The 24,204-nt window shown below is 66.9% G+C and carries 25 protein-coding genes and 1 tRNA gene; 9 read left to right on the plus strand and 17 right to left on the minus strand.

Annotated elements, in window-relative coordinates:
- Positions 1-276: 276 nt before the first annotated feature.
- Complete coding sequence (araD1, locus tag NS355_RS16575) at positions 277-1,269, minus strand: AraD1 family protein (protein WP_058746692.1); 993 nt, start codon at positions 1,267-1,269, stop codon at positions 277-279.
- A gap of 69 nt (positions 1,270-1,338) precedes the next feature.
- Positions 1,339-2,862, minus strand: a complete 1,524-nt coding sequence (locus NS355_RS16580; protein WP_058746693.1) for an aldehyde dehydrogenase (NADP(+)) — start codon at positions 2,860-2,862, stop codon at positions 1,339-1,341.
- A 149-nt stretch (positions 2,863-3,011) separates the two neighbouring features.
- On the opposite strand from NS355_RS16580, the gene NS355_RS16585 reads away from it, so the two are divergent.
- The gene (locus NS355_RS16585; protein WP_058746710.1) at positions 3,012-3,743 is read left to right on the plus strand and encodes a FadR/GntR family transcriptional regulator; all 732 of its coding nucleotides are present in this window, start codon (positions 3,012-3,014) and stop codon (positions 3,741-3,743) included.
- Positions 3,744-4,047: 304 nt separating this feature from the next.
- On the opposite strand, the gene NS355_RS16590 is transcribed toward NS355_RS16585, so the two are convergent.
- From NS355_RS16590 to NS355_RS16600, 3 genes are read right to left on the minus strand one after another with little or no spacing between them, the layout of a single operon-like run.
- The gene (locus tag NS355_RS16590) at positions 4,048-4,911 is read right to left on the minus strand and encodes an SMP-30/gluconolactonase/LRE family protein (protein ID WP_058746694.1); all 864 of its coding nucleotides are present in this window, start codon (positions 4,909-4,911) and stop codon (positions 4,048-4,050) included.
- Positions 4,912-4,940: 29 nt separating this feature from the next.
- The gene (locus NS355_RS16595) at positions 4,941-5,729 is read right to left on the minus strand and encodes an SDR family NAD(P)-dependent oxidoreductase (protein WP_244489727.1); all 789 of its coding nucleotides are present in this window, start codon (positions 5,727-5,729) and stop codon (positions 4,941-4,943) included.
- An 11-nt stretch (positions 5,730-5,740) separates the two neighbouring features.
- Complete coding sequence (locus NS355_RS16600) at positions 5,741-6,886, minus strand: fumarylacetoacetate hydrolase family protein (protein ID WP_058746696.1); 1,146 nt, start codon at positions 6,884-6,886, stop codon at positions 5,741-5,743.
- 183 nt (positions 6,887-7,069) lie between these two features.
- Here NS355_RS16600 and NS355_RS16605 point away from each other — a divergent pair, with 183 nt between their 5' ends.
- Positions 7,070-7,444 carry a hypothetical protein gene (locus NS355_RS16605; protein ID WP_153008265.1) on the plus strand — a complete coding sequence of 125 codons (375 nt, stop codon included), beginning with the start codon at positions 7,070-7,072 and terminating at the stop codon, positions 7,442-7,444.
- A 56-nt stretch (positions 7,445-7,500) separates the two neighbouring features.
- Here NS355_RS16605 and NS355_RS16610 read toward each other — a convergent pair whose 3' ends face one another.
- On the minus strand, positions 7,501-9,297 hold the full coding sequence (locus NS355_RS16610) for an IlvD/Edd family dehydratase (protein ID WP_058746698.1): 1,797 nt from the start codon (positions 9,295-9,297) through the stop codon (positions 7,501-7,503).
- A 13-nt stretch (positions 9,298-9,310) separates the two neighbouring features.
- Complete coding sequence (locus tag NS355_RS16615; protein WP_209445124.1) at positions 9,311-10,405, minus strand: aldose epimerase family protein; 1,095 nt, start codon at positions 10,403-10,405, stop codon at positions 9,311-9,313.
- A gap of 184 nt (positions 10,406-10,589) precedes the next feature.
- On the opposite strand from NS355_RS16615, the gene NS355_RS16620 reads away from it, so the two are divergent.
- The 3 genes from NS355_RS16620 (at position 10,590) to NS355_RS16630 (ending at position 13,838) form a co-directional block, all read left to right on the plus strand.
- A complete protein-coding gene (locus NS355_RS16620) occupies positions 10,590-11,906 on the plus strand; it encodes a sugar MFS transporter (RefSeq protein WP_058746711.1) in 1,317 nt (438 codons plus the stop codon).
- Positions 11,907-12,045: 139 nt separating this feature from the next.
- The gene (locus NS355_RS16625) at positions 12,046-12,660 is read left to right on the plus strand and encodes a DUF1826 domain-containing protein (protein ID WP_058746700.1); all 615 of its coding nucleotides are present in this window, start codon (positions 12,046-12,048) and stop codon (positions 12,658-12,660) included.
- Positions 12,657-13,838 (plus strand): DUF1624 domain-containing protein, encoded by a 1,182-nt coding sequence (locus tag NS355_RS16630; RefSeq protein ID WP_244489728.1) that lies wholly within the window; start codon positions 12,657-12,659, stop codon positions 13,836-13,838. Before NS355_RS16625 ends, NS355_RS16630 begins: the two co-directional genes overlap by 4 nt.
- Here the strand turns inward: NS355_RS16630 and NS355_RS16635 are convergent.
- From NS355_RS16635 to NS355_RS16655, 5 genes are read right to left on the minus strand one after another with little or no spacing between them, the layout of a single operon-like run.
- Positions 13,835-14,992: a copper resistance protein B gene (locus NS355_RS16635; protein WP_058746701.1), complete on the minus strand. Its 1,158-nt coding sequence runs from the start codon at positions 14,990-14,992 to the stop codon at positions 13,835-13,837. The genes NS355_RS16630 and NS355_RS16635 overlap by 4 nt on opposite strands.
- Entirely contained in the window at positions 14,989-16,758 is a 1,770-nt protein-coding gene (locus tag NS355_RS16640) for a copper resistance system multicopper oxidase (protein ID WP_084788064.1), read from the minus strand. Before NS355_RS16640 ends, NS355_RS16635 begins: the two co-directional genes overlap by 4 nt.
- A 44-nt stretch (positions 16,759-16,802) precedes the next feature.
- A complete protein-coding gene (locus NS355_RS16645) occupies positions 16,803-17,366 on the minus strand; it encodes an RNA polymerase sigma factor (protein ID WP_058746702.1) in 564 nt (187 codons plus the stop codon).
- An 8-nt stretch (positions 17,367-17,374) separates the two neighbouring features.
- The gene (locus NS355_RS16650) at positions 17,375-17,806 is read right to left on the minus strand and encodes a periplasmic heavy metal sensor (protein WP_058746703.1); all 432 of its coding nucleotides are present in this window, start codon (positions 17,804-17,806) and stop codon (positions 17,375-17,377) included.
- Between the two features lie 8 nt (positions 17,807-17,814).
- Positions 17,815-18,102 carry a hypothetical protein gene (locus tag NS355_RS16655; protein ID WP_058746704.1) on the minus strand — a complete coding sequence of 96 codons (288 nt, stop codon included), beginning with the start codon at positions 18,100-18,102 and terminating at the stop codon, positions 17,815-17,817.
- Positions 18,103-18,163: 61 nt separating this feature from the next.
- On the opposite strand from NS355_RS16655, the gene NS355_RS16660 reads away from it, so the two are divergent.
- Positions 18,164-18,598: a DUF6508 domain-containing protein gene (locus NS355_RS16660; protein ID WP_153008266.1), complete on the plus strand. Its 435-nt coding sequence runs from the start codon at positions 18,164-18,166 to the stop codon at positions 18,596-18,598.
- Between the two features lie 12 nt (positions 18,599-18,610).
- Here the strand turns inward: NS355_RS16660 and NS355_RS16665 are convergent.
- Positions 18,611-18,685 (minus strand) — tRNA-Val (locus tag NS355_RS16665).
- Between the two features lie 44 nt (positions 18,686-18,729).
- Positions 18,730-19,107, minus strand: a complete 378-nt coding sequence (gene cpdR / locus NS355_RS16670) for a cell cycle two-component system response regulator CpdR (protein WP_056431930.1) — start codon at positions 19,105-19,107, stop codon at positions 18,730-18,732.
- Positions 19,108-19,207: 100 nt separating this feature from the next.
- Here cpdR and NS355_RS16675 point away from each other — a divergent pair, with 100 nt between their 5' ends.
- Positions 19,208-20,065, plus strand: coding sequence for an N-formylglutamate amidohydrolase (locus NS355_RS16675; protein ID WP_058746706.1), 858 nt, complete (start codon positions 19,208-19,210; stop codon positions 20,063-20,065).
- A 364-nt stretch (positions 20,066-20,429) separates the two neighbouring features.
- Entirely contained in the window at positions 20,430-20,666 is a 237-nt protein-coding gene (locus NS355_RS16680) for a hypothetical protein (RefSeq protein ID WP_244489729.1), read from the plus strand.
- 111 nt (positions 20,667-20,777) lie between these two features.
- Here the strand turns inward: NS355_RS16680 and NS355_RS16685 are convergent, their stop codons facing one another.
- The 3 genes from NS355_RS16685 to NS355_RS16695 all read right to left on the minus strand — a co-directional run bounded on the left by NS355_RS16685 (position 20,778) and on the right by NS355_RS16695 (position 23,599).
- Positions 20,778-21,320 carry a cytochrome b gene (locus NS355_RS16685; RefSeq protein ID WP_058746707.1) on the minus strand — a complete coding sequence of 181 codons (543 nt, stop codon included), beginning with the start codon at positions 21,318-21,320 and terminating at the stop codon, positions 20,778-20,780.
- A 4-nt stretch (positions 21,321-21,324) separates the two neighbouring features.
- Positions 21,325-22,098, minus strand: coding sequence for a SapC family protein (locus NS355_RS16690; RefSeq protein WP_058746715.1), 774 nt, complete (start codon positions 22,096-22,098; stop codon positions 21,325-21,327).
- Positions 22,099-22,174: 76 nt separating this feature from the next.
- Complete coding sequence (locus tag NS355_RS16695; RefSeq protein ID WP_058746708.1) at positions 22,175-23,599, minus strand: FAD-binding oxidoreductase; 1,425 nt, start codon at positions 23,597-23,599, stop codon at positions 22,175-22,177.
- A 68-nt stretch (positions 23,600-23,667) separates the two neighbouring features.
- On the opposite strand from NS355_RS16695, the gene NS355_RS16700 reads away from it, so the two are divergent.
- The gene (locus NS355_RS16700; RefSeq protein WP_058746709.1) at positions 23,668-24,105 is read left to right on the plus strand and encodes a hypothetical protein; all 438 of its coding nucleotides are present in this window, start codon (positions 23,668-23,670) and stop codon (positions 24,103-24,105) included.
- The last annotated feature ends 99 nt before the right edge of the window (positions 24,106-24,204 follow it).

The following is a 24,204-nucleotide window of genomic DNA, read 5'->3' on the forward strand; positions in this document are numbered from 1 at the left end:
GCGGTGAAACCCCTCTAGGCCGACCCTCCTCAGGGGTCAACAGTTGATTTTCATTTTTCTGCAAAAATCCATCAAAATGGCGTATTAACAGAAGCTTACGGAACATCGCTTCCAGCAACGGCAGCGGAACCATATGCCCGTTGGAACGTGCTTTCCCGAATCACCGGCCCGGAAAGCCGGGAATCACCGACAGGATCAATACGCCGGAAAAGACAGGGGCGCCCTTCCCCGTTGGAAAGGACGCCCCCGATCATATGGCGCTAGAGGATCAGACGCTCAGAGACGGCCGACCGTCACCGGCTTATCCTCGGTCCGCTTGAGCGGATTGGCGAGCGGCAGGGTGAACGGTGCCGCCGCGATCTCGAACACATCGCCTTCCTGGGTACGGATACCGTCCGAGAAAGACAGCGTCGCCGTGCCGAAGAAGTGGACATGAACGTCGCCCGGACGACGGAACAGGGCATATTTGAAGTGGTGATGCTCGAGGTTTGCCAGGCTGTGCGACATGTTCGCCTCGCCCGACAGGAACGGCTTTTCCCAGATGGTCTGGCCGTCGCGCGCCACCTTGCTGGTGCCCTCGATATGGTCGGGCACCTCGCCGAGCAGCAGTTCGGCCCCCAGCGCGGCAGGGCGCAGCTTGCTATGCGCGAGCCACAGATAATTGTGACGCTCGGTCACATGGTCCGAAAATTCGTTGGCGAGGCACAGCCCCAGGCGATGCGGGGTGCCGTCGGGCCCGATCAGATAGATGCCCGCCAGTTCGGGCTCCTCTCCGCCATCCTGTGCGAAGGCGGGCATTTCCAGCGCGTCGCCGGGGCCGACCAGCTGCGAGCCGTCGCCCTTGTAGAACCATTCCGGCTGCTGGCCGACCTGGCCTTCGCCGGGCTTGCCGCCCTCGACGCCTTCCAGGAACATACGCATCGAGTCGGTCTGGTGCGCGGCCGCCGCGGCATCGCGGTGCATCTTGTCGCGCCCCTCCGCCGAGCCGAGATGGGTGAGGCCGGTGCCGGTCATCACGCAATGCGCGGGGTCGGCGTGGTCGATCGGCGCGATCAGATGCCCCGCCGCCAGCTCGGCCGCGAGATCGACGCTCTCACCCCGACCGCAAGCCAGCGCGGTATCGAGCAGCGACCGGCCCTCCGCGATCGCACGCTGGGCGAGCGCAACGACGCTCTCGACGCCCGGCACGAACGCGGCCTGGTCGCCCCGCGCGAGAATGACCGAGCGCTCACCCGAGGGCGCGCGGTGCTGCAACAGACGATCAGCCATCAAATCCTCCCCTAAATCTTATCGACAAAAAAGGGCGCGGACCCTGATCGGCCCGCGCCCCATCATAGCTTAGCCCGGCTGGCCATCGACCAGGCGGGGCAGCGTGCCCGCGGCTTCATCCTTCAGATCCTGCGGCAGCAGTGCGGCCGACAGGTTCTGGTACGACACCGGCCGCAGATAACGGTCGATCGCGAGGCTGCCGACCGAGGTCGTGCGCGCATCCGAGGTCGAGGGGAACGGCCCGCCATGGACCATCGCATGGGCGACTTCCACGCCGGTCGGCCAGCCATTGGCGAGGATACGGCCCGCCTTGCGCTCGAGCACCGGCACCAGCCGCGCCGCCATGTCGGTATCGCCCTCGTCCATCTGGATCGTCGCGGTCAGCTGGCCCTCGGCGGCCTTGAGCACGGCGGTCAGCTCCGCCTCGTCGCGGCAGCGGACCAGGATCGACGATGCGCCGAACACTTCATGGCCCAGTGCCTCGTCGGCGAGGAACGCCTCGGCCGTGGTCTGGAAGAAGGCGGCGCGACCGGCGGTGATGCCCTCGCCCACCTTGCCCTGCGCGATCGTCTCGACCTTGTCATGGCTGGCGAGCGATTCGGTGCCCTTGGTATAGGCGGCATGGATGCCTGGCGTCAGCATGGTCTGCGCCGCCGCCTCGGGCAGCGCGGTACGCGCCGCTTCGACGAATGCGTCCAGCCCCTCGCCCTCGATGGCGAGCAGCAGGCCCGGATTGGTGCAGAACTGCCCGGCGCCCATGGTCAGCGAACCGACGAACGCGGTGCCCAGCGCCGCGCCGCGCGCCTTCAGCGCCTCGGGCATCAGTACGACCGGGTTGATGCTCGACATTTCGGCATAGACCGGGATCGGAACGGCGCGTTCCTGCGCGATCTTGACCAGCGCCAGGCCACCCGCGCGCGAGCCGGTGAAGCCGACCGCCGCGATGCGCGGATCGCGGACCAGCGCCGCACCCAGTTCGTTGCTTGGGCCGGTCAGGTGGCTGAACACGCCCTTGGGCAGGCCACAGGCTTCGACCGCCCGCTCGATCGCGGCGGCGACCAGCGCGCCGGTCTGCGGATGGGCGGGGTGGCCCTTGACCACGACCGGGCAACCGGCGGCCAGCGCCGACGCGGTGTCGCCACCAGCGGTCGAGAAGGCGAGCGGGAAGTTCGACGCGCCGAACACCGCGACGGGACCCAGCGGCACCATGCGCAGGCGCAGGTCGGGGCGCGGCAGCGGCTGGCGGTCGGGCATGGCGGGGTCGATGCGGACCTGCAGATAGGCCCCAGCGCGCAGCACCTTGGCGAACAGGCCCAGCTGGCCGACGGTGCGGCCACGCTCGCCCTCCAGGCGCGCACGCGGCAGGCCGCTCTCACGCATCGCCGCCTGGATCAGGTCGTCGCCGATGGCCATGATCTCGGCACCGATCTTGTCGAGGAACGCGGCGCGCTCCTCGCGGCTGGTGGCGCGATAGACGTCGAACGCCTCCTCTGCTGCGGCGCACGCCGCCTCGACATCGGCGGGGCCGTGGACCGCGAAAGCGTCGCCCACCGGCTGGCCGGTGGCGGCGTCGATCGAACGGAAATCGGTCATAGGGGAAGCTCCTTTATATTACTCCGACATATTAGTTTGACGGAGCGATGGCAATGTTAAAGGTTGTGGGTAAGGATGGGGGCGGAGAGGTACGATCGATGAGTGACAGCATGACGAACGGCGATGCGCCGCCCGAAACCATCGGAGACATGGGGTCTGACGAGGCCGCCCCCAAGGCCCGGCGCGGCACCGGCCGCCGCCTGCACGGCGCGATCGCGCACAAGCTGGGTGCTGCGATCGTCTCGGGCGAGTATCGGCCCGGCGACACGCTGTCGGGCGAAGTCGCCTTTTCCGAAGCGCTCGACGTGTCGCGCAGCGCGTACCGGGAAGCGGTGCAGGTGCTGAGCGCCAAGGGGCTGGTCGAAAGCCGACCCAAGACCGGCACGCGTGTCCTGCCGCGAAGCCGCTGGAACCTGCTCGACCCCGATGTGCTGGCCTGGGCCTTTTCGGGCGAGCCGGACATCCATTTCGTGCGCAGCCTGTTCGAACTTCGCGCCATCGTCGAGCCTGCCGCGGCCCGGCTGGCGGCAGAGCGGCGCAACAAGACCGACCTGAAGGAGATGCGCGACGCGCTGGGGGCGATGCGCCGCCATACGCTGGCCACCGATGCGGGACGGGCCGCGGACCGGGACTTCCACAATGCGGTGCTGGCCGCGACTCGCAACGACGCGCTGGTCGTGCTGACCGCCAGCATCGGCGCGGCGGTCGCCTGGACGACCCAGTTCAAGCAGCGGTCGCGCGCGCTGCCCCGCAATCCGGTGCCTGACCATGTGAAGGTCTATGACGCGATCGCCGCGGGCGATGTCGAGGCGGCGGGAGAGGCGATGCGGTTGCTCGTCGATCTGGCGCTGGAAGATACCCGCAGCGCGATGGAAGGATAGAAGGCCCGCCCCCGGCAAGGGAGCGGGCCACCCGAGACGCCGGGTTCGGGAAAGGGCGTTCCTAGAGCGGACCGACATTCTGTGATGCTTTTTCCCTCCCTCGCCCCTCATCGAGGGGAGAGGGTTGAGCAGACTTGGTCTTTGCGAAAGCAAAGGCTTAGTCGGAGCTGGGTGAGGGGTGGGCGCGCGTTACGCGCGCGCGAGCCGCAGGCTCGCTCAACCCCTCACCCAAGCTGCGCTAGCCAGCACGCTGGCAAGCTCCGCTAACCCTCTCCCCTGTCCAGGGGAGAGGGGAAAGAAGAATTCAAATCGCCGCACGGTGGACTGGCTTGGCGGGAACGGTAACCCGGAAGGTGAAAATGTCACCCGCCTGGACCTGCTCGGCCAGTTGCTCTTCCGACAGGCCCTGCCGCGCGGTGGTGGCATAGGCGGTGCGGCCATCGGGGCCGCCCAGCGCGATCTTGGTGATGTTGGAGACGGGAAAGCGAACCTCGTCGGTCAGCACGCCGTCAGGACCGTAGCGCCGTGCGGCCCAGCCGCCGAAGAAGCCGACCCACACGCCACCCTCGGCGTCGCAGATCGCGCCGTCGGGATGGCCGTCCGCATCGCCGAAGCGCGCGAACTCGGTCGCGGGGCCGAGCGTGCCGTCACCCAGGATCGGGTGCGCCAGGATCACCTTGCCCAGCGTATCGACATGATAGAGCGTGGAGTCGTCGGGCGAGATGGCGGGACCGTTGGTGATGCATACCGCATCCGCACTGGTCGGCGTGACCAGCCCGGCGGCCCATTGGAACAGGCGGCCCGAGAGCGAGGTCTCGTCATTGTCCATCGTGCCGAACCAGATTCGCCCCTGCCCGTCGACACAGGCGTCGTTCAGGCGATTGGCGGGCAGATGCGCATCGACCTCGGCCAGCCGTTCGAAGCCGCCGGTCGCGGGATCGAAGTGATGCGGCCCCGACTTCAGCCCGGCGACGAAACCACCGCGCTGCGCCGGGACGATCCAGCCGACCATTTCGGGCGAGGCCCAGTGATCGAGCGCGCCGGCGACCGGGTCGTGGCGATAGATGCGCTGCTGCTTGATATCGACGAACCACAGCGCGTCATCGACCCAGATCGGGCCCTCGCCCAGCGTCGCACCCACGGTCAGGCAATGTTCGGCCTGCTGCATCACTCTCTCCTTGTCCTCGCCCGGTCGTTTTATCGCCAACCGGCGTCGATGAAATAGTCGTGGCCGGTGCACATCTTCGCATCGTCCGACGCGAGGAACAGCACCAAAGCCGCAACGTCCGAAGGCTGGATGCGACCGTCGAGACACTGGGCCGCGACGATCTCCGCCTCGCCTTCGGGGGTGTACCATTTTTCCTGGCGTGGCGTCTGGACGTTACCCGGCACGATCGTATTCACGCGGATATTCTCGCGGCCCAGATCGCGCGCGAGGCTCCGGGTCAGCCCCTCGATCGCGGCCTTGCAGGTCTGGTAGAGGACCAGGTCGTTCAGACCCAGATGCCAGCTGATCGATCCGAAGTTCAGGATCGCGCCGCCCCCGGCCCGCTTCATCGCCGGGATCACCGCTTGGGCCGCGAAGAACTGGTGACGCAGATTGACGTTCAGCCGCTCGTCCCAATAGGCCGGGGTCACGTCCTCGATACTGTGGCGATCGTCATTGCCCGCATTGTTGACCAGGATGTCGACACCGCCCAGCGCCGCTTCCAGATCGGCGAAGACCGCCTTCAGGCTGTCGAGGTTGGTCAGGTCGCAGTGACGCTGGATCGGCGCATGGCGCGCATCGGGGGTCAGCCGGTCGACGAGCGCCTGGGCCGCGTCCTCGGCGATGTCGACGAAGGCGACGCGCGCGCCCTGCGCCACGAACGCCTCGACCAGCCCCTCGCCGATCCCCGAACCGCCGCCCGTCACGATGACGCGCTTGTCGATCAGGCTGGGGTAGCGCGCGACCATGTCGGTCGCGGCACTGGTCTTCTGCAACATGGAAGTCTCCGTCACAACAGGCCGCGCTTGGCCAGGTTGCGCATCAGGTCGCCCAGACCGAAGGTCCAGGCAGGGGCATCGGCCGAGGTCATCACCGGATTGACCAGCGTGCCGAGGCGCGGATTGGTGATGACGACCGTGTCGCCGACCTTGTGGGTGAAACCACGGCCCGGCTCGTCACGGTCCTGGGTCGGCGCGAACAGCGTACCCAGGAACAGGACAAGGCCGTCCGGGTAATGATGCTCGCTCAGCGCTTGACCAAGCAGGTCCTCGGGATCGCGGCTGATCTGGTCCATCGAGCTGGCGCCCTCCAGCACATAGCCGTCGGTACCGGTGATGGTCAGCTTGACCTCGCTCGACCGGACATCGTCCATGGTGAAGCCGTCGTCGAACAGGCGGACGAGCGGGCCGAGCGAGCAGGACGCGTTATTGTCCTTCGCCTTGCCGAGCAGCAGCGCCGAGCGCCCCTCGAAATCGCGCAGATTGACGTCGTTGCCCAGCGTCGCGCCGACGGCACGCCCATGCGCATCGGCGACCAGCACCACCTCCGGCTCCGGGTTGTTCCAGGTCGAGTCGGAACGGACGCCGACCGGCATTCCCCAGCCCACCGTCGACAGCACCGGCGACTTGGTGAAGATCTCCGCATCGGGGCCGATCGCGACCTCCAGATATTGCGACCAGAGCCCTTCGGCGATCAGCGCGTCCTTCAACTGCGCCGCTTCCGGAGAGCCGGGCACGACCGAGCGGATATTGCCGCCAAGCGCCGCTTCCAGCGTACCGCGAAGCCCCGCCGCCTTGGCATGGTCGCCGCGCGCGCGCTCCTCGATCACCCGCTCCAGCGCGGACACGGCAAAGGTCACGCCCGCCGCCTTCACGCATTGCAGGTCGATCGGCGACAACAGCCGATGGGCCGCGCCCGCGTCCGGCGAAAGGTTCAGATCGGCCAGTTCGCCCAGCGCCTCGCCCTGCGACGCCTCGACCGTGCCGCTCGCCAACAGCGCCGAGACGGTCGGGGCCACACGGCTCATGTCATAGACCTGGCCGTCCTCGACCAGAATCGGGCAAGGCCCCTCGCCCCGGTCGATCCGACCGACGAAGCGTCCATCGCGCCAATCGTCCGGCAAAGCGCCCATCAGGTCGGTAAGATTGCTGGCCATAATTCCTCTCCGCAGATTTGTTAGCGGTATCGATTGCTGTCCGGTTCAGGTCAAGAGGGCCCAGGGCGGCCGCCCCGTTCTGGGGCGTTCAACGAATGCAGGTTGTTCTCATCCTGCTTGGTCCCGTCTAGGGCTTCGGCGACGGCTCCCTCCCCTCGGCGGGGGCCAGTGCACAGGAACCGCATGCACATCGAAGACCCCGCGTTCACCGTTACGATGGACGATCGGTACATCATCCACGTTCGCGCGCATGGCCCCTGGTCGCCCGAGATCGCGGATCGCTACTGGCTGGCCTTCCAGCCCTTCCTCGACGAATCGCGCCGCCGACTGGGATATGCCAAGGCGCTGATCGACCGGCGGGGCGCGCCCGTCATGTCGATGGCCATGGTGCAGGCCATGCGCGACGGGATCATGGCCCATTATCATCCCGATGACCGCCTGGCCCTGGTCGTCGATTCCAGCCCGCTGAAATCGCAGGTTCGGAAAAACTACCCGCTCGCGCATCTCGACGCCTTCCTGTCGTACGATGCCGCCCTGGCCTGGCTGCAGAATCACTGACGTCGGCGGATCGACCGGCCGGGCAGGATGATCCGCCCGGCCGGTCGCCATCATGATCAGTGGTTGTCGCGCGGCAGACCCTGGGTCTGGGCGATGCGCTGATACTTCTCGGCGCCTTCCAAGATCGCGCCGGTCGACATCTGACCGACCACCGAACGCTGGATTTCCTGCCACGGGGTCTGCGAGGCCGGATATTTGTACCCGCCCGCCGCGGCGAGGGTCTTGCGACGTTCGGCCAGTTCCTCCTCGGAGATGAGGATGTTGGCGCTGCCGGTGTTCAGGTCGATGCGCACCCGGTCGCCGGTCCGGATCAGCGCCAGGCCGCCCATCGCTGCCGCTTCCGGGCTGGCGTTCAGAATCGAAGGCGAACCCGACGTGCCCGACTGACGCCCGTCACCGATGCAGGGCAGCGAATGCACGCCCTCGGTGATCAGATAGGCGGGCGGACGCATGTTGACGACTTCCGCCGCGCCCGGATAGCCGATCGGCCCCGCGCCGCGCATGAACAGCAGCGTCTCGGGCGTGATGCCGGTCGCGGGATCGTCGATCCGGTGGTGATAATCCTCCGGCCCGTCGAACACGACCGCCGGACCTTCAAAGGCGTTCAGGTCGTCGGGGTTGGACAGATAACGCTCGCGGAATTCAGGCGAGATCACGCTGGTCTTCATGATAGCCGCGTCGAACAGATTGCCCGACAGCACGATGAAGCCCGCTTCCTCCACCAGCGGCTGCGCGAAGGGACGGATGACCTTTTCGTCCTCGATGGCGACACCACGGCAATTCTCGCCCATGGTCTTGCCGTTGACGGTCATCGCGCCCTCGTGGATCAGCCCCTGCTCGATCAGCTGGTTGACCACGGCGGGCACGCCGCCCGCGCGATAATAATCCTCGCCCAGATACTCGCCCGCAGGCTGCAGGTTCACGAGCAGCGGCACCTTGTGCCCCTCGCTCTCCCAGTCCTGCACGGGCAGGTCGACGCCGATGTGGCGTGCGATGGCGGCAAGGTGGATCGGCGCGTTGGTCGAGCCGCCGATCGCCGAGTTGACCTTGATCGCATTGTGGAACGCATCCTTGGTCAGGATGTCGGACGGCTTCAGATCCTCGTTCACCATCTCGACGATGCGCTTGCCGGTGAGGTACGCGACTTCCTGGCGATCGCGATACGGCGCGGGGATCGCGGCCGAGCCGGGCAGCGACATGCCGAGCGCTTCGGCCAGCGAGTTCATCGTGGTCGCGGTGCCCATGGTGTTGCAATAGCCGGTCGACGGCGCCGACGACGCGACCAGGCGGATGAACTCCGCATCGTCGATCTCGCCCGCCGCCAGCATCTGGCGCGCCTTCCACACGATGGTGCCCGAACCGGTGCGCTCGCCCTTGTGCCAGCCGTTGAGCATCGGCCCGACCGACAGCGCGATGGCCGGGATATTGACCGTCGCGGCCGCCATCAGCATCGCCGGGGTCGTCTTGTCACAGCCGATCGTCAGCACGACGCCGTCGAGCGGATAGCCGTACAGCACCTCGACCAGCCCCAGATAGGACAGGTTGCGGTCGAGACCCGCGGTCGGACGCTTGCCGGTTTCCTGGATCGGGTGAACAGGGAATTCCAGGACGATGCCGCCCATCTCGCGCACGCCTTCGCGCACGCGCTCGGCGAGCACCAGATGGTGGCGGTTGCAGGGCGACAGGTCGGAGCCGCTCTGCGCGATGCCGATGATCGGCTTGCCCGACTGAAGCTCCTCCAGCGAGAGGCCGAAGTTCAGATAACGCTCCAGATAGAGCGCCGTCATGTCGATATTCTCGGGATTGTCGAACCAGGCGCGGCTGCGCAGCTTCTGGGTGGGCGTGTCGGTCATGTCAGGCTTTCGGTCAGCGAACGGTGGAGAAGCGATAGATCATGGTATGCCGGTAGGGCTTACCCGGATCGACGCGCGGAGAGACGAAGGACGGCTTGTTGGGCGAATCGGGGAATTTCTGCGGCTCCAGGGCGATGCCGTCACCCATGCGGTACAGATGGCCCTTCTTGCCGACATAGGTGCCGTCGAGGAAATTGCCCGTGTAGAATTGCACGCCCGGCTCGGTCGACAGCACTTCGAGCACGCGGCCCGAGGCTGGGTCCTCCAGTCGCGCCGACAGCTGCGGCGTGGCGGTCAGGCCCTTGTCGAGCGCGAAGTTGTGATCATAGCCCTGGCCGTAGCGGATCTGCTGGTCGTTGCCGTCGCGGATGCCGTCGGCGACGACGCGGGCCGCGCGGAAGTCGAACACGGTGCCGGCCACCGGCTTCAGCTCGCCGGTGGGGATCAGCTTGGCGTCGACCGGCGTGAACGCGGCGGCCGGAATGGTCAGCTTGTGGAAGGTCGCGCCCAGGGGCGAACCCTCACCGTTCAGGTTGAAGATCGCGTGGTTCGTCATGTTGACGATGGTCGGCTTGTCGGTCTTCGCCTCGAACGCGATGGTCAGAGACCCCGCCTCGTCCAGCGAATAGGTGACGGTGGCGTCGACCTTGCCGGGATAGCCCTGGTCGCCGTCCGGGCTGGTCAGCGCCATCACCACGCTGGCGGTGGGGCCGTCCTTCATCGACACGATCTTCCACAGATGCTTGTCGAAGCCCTTGGCCCCGCCGTGCAGCGAATTGACCTTGTCGTTCAGCGGCAGCTGATAGCTCTGGCCGTCCAGCGTGAAGCGGCCGCCCGCGATACGATTGGCGAAGCGACCGACCGTGACCCCGAAGAAGTTCGGATGGTTCACATAATCCTCGGCCTTGTCATAGCCGAGCAGCACGTCGGCAAACTTGCCGTCACGATCGGGCGCCATCACCGACTGCAGGGTCGCACCATAGGTCAGCACGCGCGCCGACAGCCCGGCCTTGTTGGTCAGGGTCACCGTTTCGATGGCCCCGCCCTCGGCGGAATAGCCTGCGGGCGCGCGCTTTACCTCGCTCGCCAGAGCGGCCGTGGAAGTCATTGCGGAGGTTACCGCTACCAAAGTAAGAAAGCTCTTGATTGACGCCATCGACATGCCTCATCCCTCCGTCGCCAGACGCCATTGACGCGCCTTTTGCGTCACTATAGTCAGACAAAATATCAGGAGCAAGCCGGTCAACGAACATCTTTTGATGATGCTCGCCGGTATGAAGGAGAGGAATGCCATGGCCGCACCACCCGTCACGTCCCGCGCCAACGGCGCAACGCCTGTCGGGGCGGGGGGAGCTGCCAGTTATGGACCGGCGCTAGCCCTGCTCGCCAGCCTGTTCTTCATGTGGGGCTTCATCACCGTCCTCAACGACATTTTGATTCCCCATCTGAAGGCGGTTTTTGATCTCAACTACACCCAGTCGCTGCTGATCCAGTTCGTCTGGTTCATCGCGTATGGTGTCGCGTCCTTCCCGTCGGCCAAGCTGATTGAACGGATAGGCTACAAGCGTTCAATGGTGGTCGGCCTCGTCATCATGGCTGCGGGCGCGGTAGGTTTCGTCCCTGCGTCGCAATTCGCTTCCTACGGCTTCTTCTTGACCGCGCTATTCGTTCTCGCTTGCGGGATCACGCTGCTTCAAGTTGCTGCCAATCCCTATGTGGCGGTGATCGGGCCACCCAGCACGGCGTCGTTCCGCCTCAATCTGGTGCAGGCATTCAATTCGCTCGGCACGTTCGTCGCCCCGACCTTCGGCGCGATGCTAATTCTGTCGCGCTCCGCCTCGGGCACCGCCGAGGGCGGCGAGGTCAAGCTGACCGCTGCGCAGAAGCTAGCCGATGCGCAGTCGGTGCAAATTCCCTATCTGCTGATCGCAGCCGTGCTTGTCGTCATCGCAGTCATCATCGGCCGTTTCAAGCTGCCCAATCTTGGTTCCGCGACCAGCCGCATGGCGGCAACCGAACGGCACCAACATTCGCTTTGGAAGCACCGCAACTTGGTGTTCGGCGTCCCTGCGATCGGCTTGTATGTATTGGCCGAAATCTGCGTTGGCTCGCTGCTCATTAGCTTCATCCAGCAGCCGAACATCGCCAATCTCAGCGCGTCGGAAGCCAGCCATTACCTTACCCTGCTCTGGGGCGGCATGATGGTCGGTCGCTTCTTAGGCGCGTTCATCATGCGCTATGTCGCACCCGCCCGCCTGCTAGGCTTCAATGCCCTAGTCGCGGCAATTCTAGTCATGACGGCGGTTTTGGGCAGTGGCCATCTGGCGATGTGGGCGCTGGTGCTGGTAGGCCTATTCCATTCGATCATGTTCCCGACCATCTTCACGCTCGGCATCAAGGGCCTTGGTCCGTTGACCGAAGAGGGTTCCGGCCTTCTGGTCATGGCCATCGCCGGCGGCGCTCTGGCCACGGTGCAGGCCTGGATCGCCGACCATCATGGTTTGAGCATCTCGTTCCTGATCCCGGCAGCGTGCGAACTCTACATCCTGTTCTACGCCATCTGGGGATCGAAGCCGACCAACGCGTTCCCGGACGAAGAAGCAGCCTGAACCGGCTGATCATCACTGAGGTTTGGAGGGGCGGTGCCGCGAGGCGCCGCCCCTTTTGCTTTGGCCAAGCCGCGGCTTTCGTTATCGTATTCGATCTGGTAATGTTACACCGTAACACGAACGATCGAAGACGCTATTCATGACCCTGACGGCCGATACCGCCACGCTTCCGCCGCTCAAGCCGCTGCCCGATCATGTCCGTATCGACGGCGATCCCGCGGTGCTGGCGACGATCGGCCAGCCGCAGGTGACGCTGGCGGTGTGGCAACGGCCTTCGCCCCTGCCCGCGCCCGATCTCGCCGATTTCCCGGCGATCCGCTTTGCGGCGGACATGCCATCGGTCGCCTCGGGCGTCCGCGAGGCGCTTGGCGCCCTGCCCTCCCAGCCCTGGCACGAGACGCTCGCCGTCGACGTGGCGCGGCTGGCCCTGCTCTATGCGACCTGGACCGGCGAGGAACGGGTGGAGGTGCGGATCGAGCGCGTCACGGGCAACGGTTGCTGGAAATTCCACGCCGATTATGTCGGGCTGCGGCTGATCTCCACCTATTGCGGGCAGGCGACCCAGTGGCTGCCGCAGGGTGCGACCGACGATACCGCGCCGCGTGCGCTGGCGGCGGGCGATGTCGGCCTGTTCAAGGGGCGCGAGCGGGCGGGTGACCGGGCGATCATCCACCGCTCGCCGCCGATCGCGGGCACCGGCGAGGACCGGCTGCTGCTCGTGATCGATGCGCCCTGGCCGGAGGAGGATGCGTGACCAGCCTGACCCTGGCGCGTGACGCGGTGCGGACGACCACGCCGCCCATGGCCACCGCCGCACGGCTGGCCAGTATCGATGCGGTGCGCGGACTGGTCATGGTCATCATGCTGCTCGACCATGTGCGCGATACGCTCGGCACCCATTGGTTCGTCGGCGATCCGATGGATGCCCGCCTCGTCGCACCCGCCCTGTTCTTCAGCCGGACGCTCGCCTCGCTCTGCGCGCCGACCTTCATCGCGCTGACCGGCCTGTCGGCCTGGCTCTATGGCCAGACGCACAGCCGCGCGGAGACGAGCCGTTTCCTGCTGACCCGCGGCCTGTTCCTGATGCTGCTGGAGGTGACGTTGGTCGGCTTTGCCTGGTCGGCGCAGTTCCCGCCGCAGACCATCTGGTTGCAGGTGATCTGGGCGATCGGCGTGTGCATGATCGCGCTCGCCGGGCTGATCCACCTGCCGCGCGGCGCGGTGGCGGCGATCGGCCTGGCGATCGTGGCAGGGCACAATCTGCTCGACCCCATCGCCTTCGCGCCCGACAGCCCCTGGTTCAAGCCTTGGGCGCTGATTCACAAGCGCAGCGCCTTTGAGTGGATGGGGATCACCATCAAGACGACCTATCCGGTGCTGCCCTGGATCGGGGTCATCGCGCTGGGTTATGCCATCGGCCCTTGGTTCACCCGCCCGGCCGGGGAGCGGCGGCGCTGGCTGGCGGCGCTCGGGTTGGGGCTGATCCTGGGCTTCATCCTGTTGCGGACGATCAACGGCTATGGCGATGCGCCCTGGGCCATGGTGCCGGGTGATCCGCTGCGCAGCGTCATGAGTTTTCTGGCGCTGACCAAATATCCGCCGTCCCTGCTCTTCCTGCTGTCGACCCTGGGTGTCGCGGCGCTGTTGCTCGCCCTGTTCGAGGGGCGGAGCGGGCCGATCGCGCGCAAGCTGGCGGTGATGGGCGGTGCGCCGATGGGCTTCTACCTGCTCCACCTCTATGTGCTGCGCGGCCTGTATCTGGGCGCGGTGGCGATCTGGGGCACCAATCAGGGGCAGGTGTTCGGCCTGTCCTCGGTCGGCGCGATGTGGCTGGTCTATCTGCTGCTGATCGTACCGCTCTATTACCCGACCCGGTGGTTCGCCGAGCTGAAGCGCCGCCGCCGCGACCTGCGCTGGCTGCGCTATTTCTAGAACCAGGTCCGGATACCCAGCGCCAGCGCGGCCCCGCCGCCGCTGGCAGGACCATAGCGCCGCTCCCAATTGACCCCGACATAGGGGGCGAATTCGCGCGCGATCTCGTAGCGCAGGCGCAGACCCAGTTCGAGGCTGGAGACACCCGCCGCGATTTGCTGGTCGGGCACGTCCTGCGCGGCGAAGTTCACTTCGATGCGCGGTTGCAGGATCGCGCGCTGGGTGAGGCGCTGGTCGACCCAGGCTTCGGTGCGGGCCAGCAGTTCGCCCTTGTCCGATAGGAACAGCGCGCCCTCGACATCGAACCAATAGGGGGCCAGACCCTCCACCCCGACCACGGCATAGGTCCGCCGCGCACCCGTTCCGATATCCTGCCGCACACCCGCCTGCAGGTTCCAATAGGGATCGATCGCCCTGGAATAGAGCGCCTGCACCTCCGCCGTGCCGATCCGGTCGTGGAAGCTACCTTCGCCTTCGCTCTTCACGACCAACCGGTGGATGTCGCCGCCGAACCAGCCTTCCCCGTCCCAGCGATAGCCGTCGCGTCCGTCGCGGACCTGCACCTCGGCCAGGTTGAACAGAATCTGCGAAAAGCGCATGCCGCCATGCTCCATGCGCATCTGCCGGTTGGCGGCGGCCATGGCGGCGGGATCGTAGAAGCGGTCGGCGGCGCGATCGGTCGGGGCCGGAGGGGGCGGCGCGGTGCCGACGGCCCCCTGCCCCGGCGCCATCCCCGCCATCGCACCATGATCCATGGCCATGCCGGGCATCGCGCTATGATCCATGGAAGCATCCGCATCCGGCGCTTCCTTCGCCGGGGCGGCCGGTTTGCAATGCCCCATCGCCGCATGTTCGGGAGGACAGGGGTCCGCCGTCGTCGGCATGGCCCCCATGCCCGGCATCGCGGCGTGATCCATGGCGGCGGGCGCATCGGACGGCGTGCAATGGCCCATGGCGGCATGTTCGGCCGAACACGCTGCCGCCCGGGGCTTGGTCGCCGCTTCGGTCTTGCGCAGCGCACGGCGACGCTGCGCCGTCTTGCGGGCGGACTTGGCCGGTTTCGCCTTCGGTTTCGCCGCAGGCGCCATGGTCATGCCGGGCATCATGTCATGCTGGTGCTGCGGTTCGGCGAGCAGGAGCGCGAACAGGATCATGCCGCCGCTCCCTTGTCCGCGTCACGCCGGACGGTGACGACCTGCATCATACCCGCATGCATGTGATAGAGCATGTGGCAGTGAAACGCCCAGTCGCCCTCAGAATCCGCCGTCAGGTCGAACGTCGCGGTGCCGCCGGGGGCGACATTGACGGTGTGCTTGCGCGGGGCATGGTTGCCATGGCCCGTCACCAGCTCGAAGAAATGGCCGTGCAGATGGATGGGGTGCGCCATCATCGTGTCGTTTACCAGAGTCACGCGCACCCGTTCGCCCAGCCGGAACGGAATCGGCGCCGTCACCGCATTCAGCTTCACTCCGTCGAACGCCCACATATAGCGCTCCATATTGCCGGTCAGATGGATAGTCAGCGCGCGCGACGGCGTGCGGGTGTCGGGATTGACCCTGGCGCTCACCAGATCGCGATAGGTCAGCACGCGGTGTCCCGCATCCGCCAGCCCCTGCGGCGGCTCGCCGGTACGGTCGACCGGCATCGGCGCGACCGTCTGGACGACGGGGGTACGCGGCAGACCGGGGGCGTTGGCGAAGTCGCGCATCTTATGGCTCATCTGGCCATGATCCATTTCGGGCGCGGCACCCGGCTGGCAATGCCCCATCGCGGCATGTTCGGGGGAGCAGCCGCTCGCCATGGCGCCATGGTCCATGCCGCCCATCCCCATATCCTTCATCGTCGCCAGCGGCCGGGGGCGCAGCGCAGGCACGGGCGCGGCCATGCCCATCCGGGGGGCCAGCGTCCCCCGTGCCATACCAGACCGGTCCCAGGTTTCGGCGACCAGCGTATAGGCGCGGTCCTCGGTCGGCGTGACGATCAGGTCATAGGTCTCGGCCACCGCGATCTGAAGCTCGTCGACCGTCACTGGCCGCACATCCTGCCCATCGGCCTGCACCACGGTCAGCGCCAGGCCGGGGATGCGAATGTTGAAATTGGTCATCGCCGAGGCGTTGACCAGCCGCAACCTCACCCGCTCGCCGGGGGCGAACAGCCCGGTCCAATTGTCCGCCGGACCATGGCCGTTGACCAGATAGCGATAGGTCGAACCCGTCACATCGGACACGTCACTAGGGTCCATCCGCATCCGACCCCAGTCCAGCCGTTCGCGCAAGGGCTGGTCCTTGCCCGCCAGCAGCCCGGCCAGCGTCTGCTTTTGATAGTTGAAATAGCCGCCCTGCATCTTCAACCGGCGAAAAATCGCATGCGGGTGAAGCGGGCTGTGATCGGACAGCAGCACGACATGCTCGCGGTCCGAGGCAATGGGGTCGGTTCCGGCGGGATCGATCACGATCGGGCCGTACAGCCCCTCCTGCTCCTGAAGACCCGAATGGCTGTGATACCAATAGGTCCCAGCCTGGACGACGGGAAACTCATAGGTGAAGCGCCCGCCCGCCGGGATGCCCGGAAAGCTGATCCCCGGCACCCCGTCCATCTGGAAGGGCAGAAGCAGGCCGTGCCAGTGGATCGACGTTTCCTCGTCCAGCGCGTTGACCACGGTGATCCGCACCCGCTGCCCCTCGCGCAGGCGGATCAGCGGGGCGGGGGCCGATCCGTTGATGCCGATCGCGTGATAGGGCTTGCCGTCGATCATCATATGCTGACGCGCGATGGTCAGGGTGATGTCGGGGCCGGTCAGCTCGGCGCGCGGCGAGACACCATGCTGCTGTGCCCAGGCAGGCATGGCGGCAAGGGTGGTCAGGCCGACGCCCCCGGCCAGAAGGTCACGGCGGCGTATCGCGGTCGTCGGGTCGATCATGCCCCCTTATACGCATGGGGACGGCCCTCCCCTCACCCGGCCCCTCACCCGGTCTGTTCGCGCAAGGCGGCCCGCGCCCGGCGGATACGCAGTTCGACCGCCTTGCTGCTCAGGCCCAGCGCCTCGGCCGCCTCGGCCTGGCTCAAACCCTCGACCGCACACAGGATCAGCGGTTCGCGCAAAGCGGCGGGCAAGGCATCGAGCGCGGCCAATGTGCGCGCCAGCGAATCCCGCTCGATCGCCGCCGCCTCGCCCCCGATCCGGTCGTCGGCCACCTCCGACGCCGCCTCGACCGGCAACACCCGCGCCAGCATCGCGCGGACCCGGCGCCGCCGCGCCCAATCGCGACATTTGTTGAGCGCGATCCGGCTGAGCCAGGCGCGCAAGGACCGCGCCCGGTCGAACCGGCCCAGCGCGCCATGGGCCGCGACGAAGCTTTCCTGCACCAGATCCAGCGCCTCGTCGGCGTCGCGGACCTGCGCCAGGATCAGGCGATACAGTGCCGCCTTGTGCCGGGTGACGATCGCGGCATAGGCACCCGGCCGCCCGCCGATCGCCAGCGCGACCAAATCGCCGTCCGCCAGCCCCACCAGATCGCGCTCCCCCACGGGCCCGATTATCGGCCTGTGTCGGTCAGCTTGGCGGCCACCAGCCGGTCGAAGGTCGCCGCCTGATCGGGGCGAAGGAGGCTACGCATCGCAAAGACATGCGCCAGCGTCGCCTTTTGCAGATCACCCATGCTGTGATGCACCGCGTCGATGGCTTGCGAGACTTGCGGCCCGTCGCGGTGCTCGGACTCGATCGCGGCGGCCAGCCGGGCATTGTCACCACGCAACCGCGCCTCCAGCCCGGCGCGCCGCGCCGCGAACTGCGCCTCCAGCCGGTCGAGCGCGATCCGCTGCCCCGGGTCGAGCGCGATGTCGCGGTGGATCAGCATATGAATATCGCTGGCCTGGGGTTCGGCAGGCATCAGCAAACGGCACCCGATCGCCACCCCCGCGAGCGCCGCGACGAACGCGATCACCAGGGTCAGCAGGTTTCGCCGCATCGCCCCGCTCATCGGCCAAGCAACAGGGTGGAGGGCGCCAGTCCCGTATCGAGCGCGGCGACCGCCACCGGCCCTGCCCGCGCCTCGCTCCGCCCGGCCACCACCCCGCCGCCGACGATCCCCAGCATCAGCGCCGCACCGCCCGCCAGTGCCAGTCCCCGGACCGACAGGCCGCCCGTATCCGACGCTCCCGCATCGATCGCGGTCGCGACCCGTTGCTCCAGCGCGTCGAGGGTCGCGGGCGGTGTGCGGTGCGCCAGCCTGGCGAGATCGCGGTCGAACGGGTCGGTCATCATGACACCAATACGCAAAAATAGTGGCCGTCCCTCATCGGGCGGATAGGATCAGCATATGGACATGGCCACGCTTCGCAATATCGCCGCTTTCGCGCCCATCCTGGCCGCACCCGATTTCGTGACGGGCGCATGGACCGAGCCGCAGCGATCCGCCGAGGGGGTCATCACCATGGCCTGGTTCCACCTCTCCGGGCCCGCCTCCGCCTTCGTCGCGGCCATCGCGACCGAGGATGTCGCGGCCCATTACCGCAAACCGGTGGACGACGAAGCACGCGCCGCCCTGATGCACATGGCCGAGCATCCTTCGGCGATCGCCGATGCGAGCATCGAACAGATCGCCTGGATCCTGACGTTCCAGCTGCGCGCCGACCGGTTCTCGGAAGGGTCGCTGGCACGCGCCTTCGACACCGGGCTGATGCGCGCCATCGCCGAGCGGGCGGCGGTTCTTTGTGAAATCGACCGGAAAACCAAAAACCCCGCTAAGCCGTTGGCCTAGCGGGGTTTTCGATGGTGGGCGTGGCAAGGATTGAACTTGCGACCCCTGCGATGTCAACACAGTGCTCTACCACTGAGCTACACGCCCGCCGGAGGCCGGGCAATTAGCAGTTTCGGCGGGGCTGGCAAGCCCTAAATCGCACCATCCGCCGATTCTTTTGCAAAAAGTCGGTCCACCTCCATCACCAGGTCGCGCAGATGGAAGGGTTTGGACAGGACGCGGGCGTTGGGAACCGCCTGCCCCGCCTTCAGGGTGACTGCGGCAAAGCCGGTGATGAACATCACCCGCAGGTCGGGGACCAGCGAGGCGGCACGCTGCGCCAGTTCGATGCCGTCCATCTCGGGCATGACGATATCGGTCAGCAGCAGGTCGAACCGTTCGCTTTCCAGCAAGGGCAGGGCCGCCGTGCCGCGATCGACCGCCGTCACCCGGTAGCCGGACCGCGTCAGCGCCCGTGTCAGATATTCGCGCATGACCTCGTCGTCTTCGGCCAGCAGGATATGGAACATCGCGTCATCCCGATTCATGTTGAGGGCCAGCTTAGCGGCGGCGCGGTTAAGATTTCCAGACCATTGCCCATATGGGATTGCCGCCATAGGATCGCGGCCAATGGCCAGCCCGAGCTTCGGCGCATCCTTTCAGAGCCTTGGCGACCCGGTGCCCTCGGGGCCGGTGGTGATCTCGGTTTCGCATGGCGGACGCGCCTATCCGCCGGAGCTGGTCGCCGCGCTGCGGGTGCCGGTTGCCGCCGTGATGGCGCTGGAGGACCGGTTGATCGATCTGGTCGGCATGGCGGCGCGCCGCGACGAGCCGATGCTGGTCCAGAATATCCCGCGCGCCTGGATCGATTTGAACCGTGACGAGCGCGAGCGGGACCCGCTGATCGACGAAGGCGCGCGGATGGCGCCCCGCGCTTCGGCCAAGCTGCGCAGCGGGCTGGGCCTGGTGCCGCGCCGGGTGGCGGGGCATGGCGATATCTGGACTCGGCGCTTCACCGATGCAGAGATCGTCGCGCGGATCGAGAACGACCACCGCCCCTATCACCGCGCGCTGGCGGAGCGGCTGGCGGCGGCGCGGGCGCGGTTCGGGGTGGCGGTGCTGCTCGACCTGCATTCGATGCCGCCGCTGGGGGCGCCGGGGCTGGTGCCACGCATCGTCATCGGCGACCGGCATGGCACGACGGCCGCCACCCGCTTCGTCCGCCGGATCGAGGCGGAGGCGCGCGGCACTGGTTTCGCCGTGACCCGCAATGCGCCCTATGCCGGGGGGCATATCGTCGAGCGGCATGGCGATCCCCGTCGGGGCGTGCATGCGGTCCAGCTGGAACTCGACCGTTCGCTTTATCTGGATACCGCGCTGGAGGCGCCGGGGCCGGGCTTCGACGCGACGGTCGCGCTGGTGCGCCGCATCCTGTCCGGCCTGACCGCCGAAGCGCTAGGCCCGCCAGCGGCGATGGCCGCGGAATAAAAAACCGCCTCGCGCAAGGGGGAAGAGCGCGAGGCGGCCAAGGTTCAGGGAGGAGACACGCTGAAAGCGTGTCGCACGACACCGCGAAAGGGGGGACACGATGTCGTACTGCTATAAATAAGAAGGGGCCTATTTGGTTCAACCCCCGCCCCCGCAATTCGTCATTTTTTCGTAACGGGTGGTGGCGGGACCGGCGACCACCCTTGTCGTGAGCGTCCAGACGATGGCGCGCAACGCACTCGCTGTCTGCTATCGCCCAGTAGCGGACGTTTTGAGTTGCTCAACTGCACGAATGATGCTGCCGTTGACGGCTGCTGACTGTGGGGCGCACAATCCGCGGTGGACACTGGATAAGGGCGCTACCGTGGATCAGACCTATGATGACTTCGGCCGCGAGACGGACGAAATGGGTCACATCAAAGACCCTGCCGAGCGCTACCAGCAGTTTATGCTGGAGCTCCATGACATGCTCGCGGATGCTAGTGACTACGGCTACTCACCCGAAGGTTGCCAGATGCTGGCACAAGCTCGGTTGGCCTTCATGGATGAGTTCGAGGCTCATTACCCCGGTTACGGAAAGGGCCGGGCAGTCTGGCGCTGAATGTCCGCTTCCCACCCAATCCGGCCATCTACGCCAATTCTGAAGCACGCCGACAGGCAGTACCTTTGGCAATCGGCAGATCATATTCCATCGGCAAGCCCACAAACCGGCTCACCCCCGGCGCCAGCTCATCCGGGCAAGCACGCCATCACGCAGCAAGAAATGGTGGCGCAGGGCCGCCGCGACATGGATCGCGACCAGCACCAGCATCGCCCAGCCGAGAATTTCATGCGCCTCGTGTCCGAAATGCCCTGCGGCCTTGCCGATCGGCAGCGGCGGCACGTCGAACAGGCCGAACCAGCTGACGGGGCGCGGCACGTCGCGGCCCGATCCCATCGCCCAGCCGGTCAGTGGCATGGCGATCATCAGAAAATAGAGGGTGGCGTGGAGCGCATGGGCGCTTCCCCGTGCCCAGACCGGGATTTCGGCGGGCAGCGGCGGCGGGCGGTGGCCCAGGCGCCAGACGATCCGGGCCGCGGTCAGCGCCAGCACGGTCAGACCGATCGCCATATGCAAGGGAATGGCGCCGGGCAGCAGGCTCTCATGGAGCAGCCCGATGGCGAGGTTCGCCACGACCAGGGTCGCGATCGTCCAGTGAAAGACGATCGCGACCCGGCTGTAGCGCGGACTGGCTGATGCGACCGGCCCGCGCATCGGATCAGCCGACCGGCTGGAGCTGCGGCTGCGGCATCTTGCCCAGCTGCGCCTGACGGGCGAAGATGTCGCGCATCAGCGAGAGCGAGAAGAGGTGCGCATAGAGCAGCGGCAACATGCCCGACTGGCTCATCTTGCGCAGCTGGTCACCGCGCAGGTCGACCAGCTTTTCCTCGTTGATCATCTGGAAGCCGCGATAGACGAAGGGCTGGTCCGCGCCGTCCGGCTGGATCGAGACTTCGCCGTCCATCAGCAGACCCATTTCGCCCAGTTCCTTCATGAAGTTCTGGGTGCGGGCGCCCGCCTGTTCGAACGATTCGTTGAACTGGAGGATGTTCTTGGTCAGCTCACTCGGCTGGTTGCCGTCGAACAGCGCATCGCCGTCGTCGAACGCGCCGATGGTCGGCGAGGTCGGGTCGAAGCACAGCGACAGCTCTTCCGATTCCGGCCGCAGACGGGCCAGCATATACGGGTAGCGGCGGATATAGGCGGGGACGTAGAAATTCGTCTCGGTCAGGCGGCCTTCGTCATCGACGAAGACGTTCACGCCCTCGTTCAGGCCCATCAGCGCCAGCGGGATCGGCTGGTCGCCGACCGAGAAGACGATCGGCATGAAACGCTGCACCAGCGGGAATTCGTCCACGGTGACGGGGATGGCGTGCTGGCCGACCAGGAAGGGCGCGGTCTCCTGCGGGCGAACCTTGTAGTTCGCATGAGCCTCGCTCGAAAGCGGCTCCAGGCCGTTGTAGAAAAGCGGAAGGGACGGCGCGCTCGCCATGATATTCTCCAAAAAACTCGATCCACGCGAGCCCCCCGGCCGCGTGTCCTGGCTCCGTGTCTATGGGCCTAGCGCCTCATGCGCAAGCGACGAGCTTGCCCGGATTGAACAGACCGTGCGGATCGAGCGCCGTCTTGATGGCGCGGATCGCCGCGACCCGTTCCGGCGACAGGCGGGCGAGTTCGTCGCGCTTCATCTGGCCGATGCCGTGCTCGGCCGAAATCGTGCCGCCCGCCGCCATGACCAGATCATGGACGAAGCGGGTGATGGTCGCGGCATCCTCGGCATAGAAACGGTCGCGATCGGTGCCGGGGGCGGCGCGGACATGGAAATGGATATTGCCGTCGCCCAGATGCCCGAAGCCCGAGGCATGGGTTCCGGGGAAGCGCGCGTCGCACGCTGCCGCCGCCTCGACCATGAAGCGCGGCATGGCGTCGACCGGCACGGCGATGTCATGCTGCACCGCCGGACCCAGCGCGCGCTCGGCATCGGACAGCGAGTGGCGGAGCAGCCAGAAGGCCTCGGATTGCGAATCCGAGGCGGCGATCACCGCATCGGCGACCATTCCGTCCTCGATCGCGCGGGCGAGTTGCGTCTCCAGCATCGCGGCCGGATCGGCTTGCGCATCGCCGGTCACCGCCTCGATCAGGACATGCCAGGGATGCGTGCCCGCCAGCGGCGAGCGCGCGCCGGGCAGATGCGCGACGGCGGCGGCCAGGCTTTCGGCAGGCATGATCTCGAAACTCTCGATCATGTCGTTCGCCGCCTGCAACCGGCGCAACAGAGTCAGGCCTGCCGCCGGATCGGACAGCCCGACCCAGGCGGTCGCCGACCGCACGATGCCGGGGGCGAGCCGCAGCGCGGCGGCGGTGACGATGCCCAAAGTCCCCTCCGCCCCGATCAGCAGCTGGCCCAGATCGTATCCGCGATTGTCCTTCTTCAACGCCGACAGCCCGTCATACAGCGATCCATCGGGCAGCACCGCCTCCACCCCCAGCGTCAGCCCGCGCATCGTGCCGAAGCGCAAGACCTGTGTGCCCCCTGCATTGGTCGAGACGAGGCCACCGACCGTGGCATTGCCTTTGGCCCCCAGAGTCAGCGGGAAACGTGCGCCCTCCGCGTCGGCGGCGGCGTGCAGGTCGGCCAGGATCACCCCGGCCTCGGCGACGACCATGCCTGCGCCCGCGTCGACGCGCCGGATGCGGTTCATCCGCCGGGTGGACAGGATCAGCGCCGAACCATCAGCGGGCGGCGTCGCGCCGCCGACCATCGAACTGTTCCCGCCCTGCGGCACCAGCGCCACCCGGTGTTCGGTCGCCGCGCGCAGCACCGCCTGCACCTGTCCCGTATCGGCGGGGGCGAGAATCGCGGGGGCATGACCGGAAAAACGACGCCGCCAGTCCACTTCCCATGGCGCGATCAGCGCGGGGTCGGTGACGATGCCCTTGTCCCCCAAAATGGGGGTCAGGGCCTGCAGCAGAGCGGTCTGGGCGGGAGTCATGACGGGGATCGCCTAGGCCAGGTTCATAAAGCGTTCAATCATCGGCGCTATGAAGGGATCCTGCTGACATGCTGCGCCGCCATCGAAACCTTGCCGCCATCGCGCTGATGACGCCCGCCCTGCTGGGCGCGACCGATCAGCGTGAGCCGGTGGATTATGCGCAGGTCATGATCCGTGAGCGTGTCGTCATCCGCGTCTCCCGCGCCGCGCCAGCGCCCGTCACCCCGATCCGGTGGAAGGAACGCAAGGGCCCCCGCTGCATCCCCGCCCAGGATCTGGCGGGTGCGCTGCCCGCCGAGGAAGGTGCGGTCGATATCGTGCTGACCGGCGGCAAGCGGGTACGCGCGCGACTGGTGCGCGCCTGTCGCCAGCTCGACTATTATTCCAGCTTCTATATCCGCCCCGGTCCCGACGGCCAGATTTGCGCCGACCGCGACCCGATCCGCACCCGTGCGGGCCGCACCTGCGAGATCGAGCGGTTCCGATCCCTGGTGCCGGTGCGCTGAACCAATTCTGCCAGCCGAGACGCCATCGAAATCGCCATGCCCACTCCACGGGCACGCCCCTCCCGCAGGCGGGGATGGGGGAGGGAGCGTGCCCGTGGA

It is taken from the genome of Sphingomonas yabuuchiae (assembly GCF_001477495.1).
GTDB classification, from domain to species: domain Bacteria; phylum Pseudomonadota; class Alphaproteobacteria; order Sphingomonadales; family Sphingomonadaceae; genus Sphingomonas; species Sphingomonas yabuuchiae_A.